General features: G+C 66.8%; 4 protein-coding genes. 1 reads left to right on the forward strand and 3 read right to left on the reverse strand.

All coding sequences use genetic code 11. The features are described 5' to 3' along the window. From V7E05_RS13705 to V7E05_RS13715, 3 genes are all read right to left on the reverse strand, one after another. A partial coding sequence (locus V7E05_RS13705; protein WP_333620193.1) for a hypothetical protein occupies positions 1-379 on the reverse strand: 379 nt, incomplete at its 3' end. Between the two features lie 59 nt (positions 380-438). Further along, positions 439-1,038, reverse strand: coding sequence for a TetR/AcrR family transcriptional regulator (locus V7E05_RS13710; RefSeq protein WP_333620194.1), 600 nt, complete (start codon positions 1,036-1,038; stop codon positions 439-441). A 10-nt stretch (positions 1,039-1,048) separates the two neighbouring features. After that, positions 1,049-2,653 carry a fatty acid desaturase gene (locus V7E05_RS13715; protein ID WP_333620195.1) on the reverse strand — a complete coding sequence of 535 codons (1,605 nt, stop codon included), beginning with the start codon at positions 2,651-2,653 and terminating at the stop codon, positions 1,049-1,051. A 357-nt stretch (positions 2,654-3,010) separates the two neighbouring features. Between V7E05_RS13715 and V7E05_RS13720 the strand changes: the two genes are divergently transcribed. Next, a partial coding sequence (locus V7E05_RS13720) for an ABC transporter ATP-binding protein (protein ID WP_333620196.1) occupies positions 3,011-4,243 on the forward strand: 1,233 nt, incomplete at its 3' end.

The raw sequence follows: 4,243 nt of genomic DNA on the forward strand, positions 1-4,243 counted from the left end.
TCGTGTCGATGTCCTTCCACTGGACGAGGAGATCCGCACTCGAGCTGAGCCCACCGGAGGACTCGACGGAGAAGCCCGCCTCGCCGGCCTCGTCGGCCACGGACGTGACCTCGAGGTCGACCGTCGTGGACAGGAACGGCAGGGTCGGGTCGAGGGCGACGCAACGCCCTCCCGCTATGGTCGAGCCGAGCTCGCCGGAACCGACCGATGCGGCGGATCCGCCGAGACCGTTGGCGAGGCTAGCCGAGTCGAGGGTTCCCTCGTTCTGGGCACCGGCGACCGGAGAACCGATCGAGAAGAAGAGTGCGCCTGCGCCGAGCAGCGCGGCCCCGCGAGTCGAATTCCTGCCGAACACTGGAGTCCTCCTGGTGATGGGCATCACCTGTTCCATCGCACCTGAGAAGGAAGTGTTAGCGCCGTTCCCTGGCACCGGCGGGATCAGGAACCCATCGCTGAGCGATCGATGACGTTCGCCTGCTCGAGGCCCGGCGCAATGATCGTCGCGAGCCCCTCGACGATCCCGTTGACGTCGCTGGGCGGGCTCGAGACGAAGGAGATCCCGACGCGCGCGACGATCTCCGCGGTCCAGCGGGCGACGTTCTCGTCGAGATGGAGCCAGCTGTCGTCAAACGCAGGCTTGAGCACCTGCGTCGCGCGCTCGATCAGCGGGCCGGCCTCGGTGGACATGATCGCGAGAAGATCGGGCTTGCTCGTATCCGAGAGCAGGGTCATGACGAGCGGATCGTGGGCCGAGGCGTTGAGGAAGGCCTGGATGCCTTCGGACAGTCCGGTGACGATATCGCCCGGGTGCTCCTCGATCTCCTTGCGCATCGCTCCGGCGAAGGTCTCGGCGAGCTGCAGCGAGTACGCCTTGGCGAGGCCCTGGCGGTTGCCGAACGCGCTGTAGAGGGTTTGGCGGCTCATCTTCGCCTCGCGGGCGACGTCCGCCATCGTGACCTCAGACCAGTCTCGCCCTCGCAGCAGGGAATTGAGAGCTGCGAAGGCGAGAGTCCGGTTCGTCGTGCGCGCATCTGCCATGCGCGCCAGTTTATGCCACGGCGAGGAAGTCGATCTTCTCCCTCACACCACAGTCGGGGCACTGCCAGTCGTTGGGAATCTCCGACCAGGGGGTACCGGCGGGGAATCCCTCGCGGGGCTCGCCCTCGGCCTCGATGTAGTGGTGCCCGCAATTGGGGCACACGTACGTGCCGATGGGCGAGGTCCCTGCGGCGAGGGCGGCCTCGGCGTCCGTATCGGTGAGGACCGAGGTCCCTGCGGCCGCGCCATTGCCGGTAGCTGCGGCGTCATGCGCATCCGGGCTGTACTTCGCGATGATCCGCTCGCGGAAGAGGGGATCGATATTCGCCCGAGTCACGTCTCCGCCGTAGTGCGCGAGGACGCGCTTATCCATGATCTTGCGCCAGAGCGGCGGGAAGTGCGCGACGACGATCAACGAGGCGTAGCCGGACGGGAGCTGCGGGGCTTCGTCGACCGTGCGCAGCACCTGGAAGCGCCGCATCGGGTTCGCGTGGTGGTCGGAGTGGCGCTGCAGGTGGAACAGGAAGATGTTGGTGACCATGTGGTCGCTGTTCCACGAATGCTCGGAGCGGGTCCGCTGGTAGCGGCCCTTGTCCGTCTTCTGACGCAGCAGGCCGTAGTGCTCCAGGTAGTTGACGACCTCGAGGAGCGAGAAACCGTAGATCGCCTGGGCGATGAGCCACGGCAGGACGGCCCAGCCGAACACTGCGGTGAGCACGGCAAACAGAGCGACCGACATGGCCCACGCGTTGAGGTTGTCGTTGCGGATGGACCACACGGGCTTACCCTGGCGGCGCAGACGCTCGCGTTCGATGCCCCAGGCGGAGCGCAGCGAGCCGAAGACGGTGCGCGGGAGGAAGCGGTAGTAGGACTCGCCGAATCGCGAGGACGCGGGGTCCTCCGGCGTGGCGACGCGGGCGTGGTGGCCGCGGTTGTGCTCGGTGTAGAAGTGCCCGTAGAACGTGGTGGCGAGCGTGATCTTCGAGGCCCACTTCTCACCGGTCTCGATCTTGTGGCCGAGCTCGTGCGCGGTGTTGATGCCGATGCCGCCGGCAATGCCCGCGGCGAGGAGCACGCCGAGCTTGGCGACGAAGCCCATGGGGCCGGCGTGCCCGAGCCACGAGAGGTCGTCCGCAGTCCACAGGTAACAGGCCATGACGAGCGTAGCGTACTGCAGCGGCACGTAGAGGTAGACGATCCAGCGGTAGTACTTGTCCGCCTCGAGTTTCTCGCGGATCTCCTCCGGCGGGTTCGAGCCGTCACGGCCGAAGACGTAGTCCTGAATCGGGATGAACACGAAGACCATGACCCACGGCAGGAACATCGTGAGCGTGGCGATGACCTGCCACGGCGTCTCGACCCCGAGCCACGAGTGGCCCGCCAGGGCGTTCGCGCCGGCATAGAACGCGAGGGCCGGGAAGAGCATGCCGGCCGGGATGAGCCCGAGCAGCCAGAGGTGGCGCTTCGGGTCGGTCCAAGCGTACGGATCGGCGTCCGAATCATGGTGATCGTGGTGATGCTCCGCCTCGGGGAACTGCGGGCCCGCGATCTCGCCCTCCCGCGCGGAGTCGTCTTCGCGGCCGAGCGATCGGCGATCAAAAACACTGTGCGACATGGTCACCCTCGTACTTTCGTGTGTGATGGAGGCCACTGATATGACCTGATGTTAGACACGCATTGCCCAAATGTCTAGACATCAGGGATTAATTTGTCCAGACGCGGCGGCTGGAATCGTCCAGGGGTGTGTTCTCCGGGGCGGCGGCGCGGTGTACGCCTTCGGAGAGTTCCTGACGATTTCGCAGGCAGGGCGGAATCTTCGCCCGTCGCGGGCTGTTGCACGGGGCGAAGACGAGAATGGGGCTCCCCGGGACTGCCCGGGTTCACACAAGTGACTGGCTTCGTGGCGCACTCCATGGAGGTAGATGCGGCGAAGGGTGCGGAGGTACGCAGGATGCAGCCAGGGATCAATGGCATGGCGATGATGCGATCGTTCGCCGAGGAAAAGCAGGGCCGGGACGACTCGGCGGTGTTCACGCGGAACAATCTCCGGCGCATCGGCCAGTTCGCGCGGCCGCACTCGCGGAAGATTGCGCTGTTCCTCGTCACCTCGGTGCTCTCCGCGCTGGTCGTAGTCGGGGCGCCGCTGCTCGCCGGTCGTGTCGTCGACGAGATCGTCGGCGGCGGCCCGGTGCGCACCGTGGTGCTCCTTGCGGTGGCGATCGGCGTGTTCGGCATCCTCGAGGCGCTGTTCGGCGTGCTCAATCGCCTGTTGTCGGCGCAGATCGGCGAGGGCCTCATCTATCACCTGCGCAGCGCGGTGTTCGCGCACGTGCAGAAGATGCCTATCGCCTTCTTTATGCGCACCCGCACCGGAGCGCTCGTGAGCCGTCTCAACAACGACGTGCTCGGTGCCCAGCGGGCGTTCGCGAACACGCTGTCCGGCGTCGTATCCAGCTTTGTCCAGCTCGTGCTCACGGTCGTGGTCATGGGCTCGCTGTCGTGGAAGATCACCCTTCTCACCCTCGTCGTGGTGCCGCTCTTCCTCCTCCCCGCGCGCTACATGGGCCGAAAGCTCGCCGGTCTGCGGCGCGAGGCCAACGACCTCAACGCGTCGATGAACGACCAGATGACAGAGCGCTTCAACGCCGGTGGCGCGACCCTGGTGAAGCTCTTCGGCCGGCCCTCCGCGGAGTCGGCGGAGTTCGCGGCACGCGCCGGGCGGGTCCGCGGCATCGGGGTGCGCACCGCCTTGTTGATGAGCGTGTTCATGAACTCGCTCACGCTCGTGTCCACTCTCGCGCTGGCGCTGGTCTACGGGCTGGGCGGGTGGTTCGCCCTCAACGGCGGGCTGGACGCCGGGTCGGTGGTCGCGCTGGCGCTGCTGCTCACCCGTCTCTACGGCCCGTTGACGGCGCTGGCCAACGCACCGATGGACATCGTCACGGCCATCGTCAGCTTCGAGCGGGTCTTCGAGGTCCTCGACCTGGAGCCCCTGATCTCCGACGCCCCCGACGCCGTCGACATCCCCGAGGGCCCGGCGACCATCGAGTTCGACGACGTCCACTTCTCCTACCCCTCGGCGGACAAGATCTCGCTGGCCTCCCTGGAGGAGGTCGCGGTCCTCGACACCCGCGGCGGGCAGGAGGTGCTGCACGGGATCTCGTTCCGCGCCGCGCCGGGCGAGATGGTGGCGCTCGTCGGATCG

This window comes from Dietzia sp., assembly GCF_036741115.1.
Classification (GTDB): Bacteria; Actinomycetota; Actinomycetes; order Mycobacteriales; family Mycobacteriaceae; genus Dietzia.

Excerpts from the sequence above, each read along its gene's own strand:
- V7E05_RS13710 (WP_333620194.1), bottom strand. The coding sequence starts at position 1,038 with ATGGCAGATGCGCGCACGACGAACCGGACTCTCGCCTTCGCAGCTCTC.
- V7E05_RS13715 (WP_333620195.1), bottom strand. The coding sequence starts at position 2,653 with ATGTCGCACAGTGTTTTTGATCGCCGATCGCTCGGCCGCGAAGACGAC.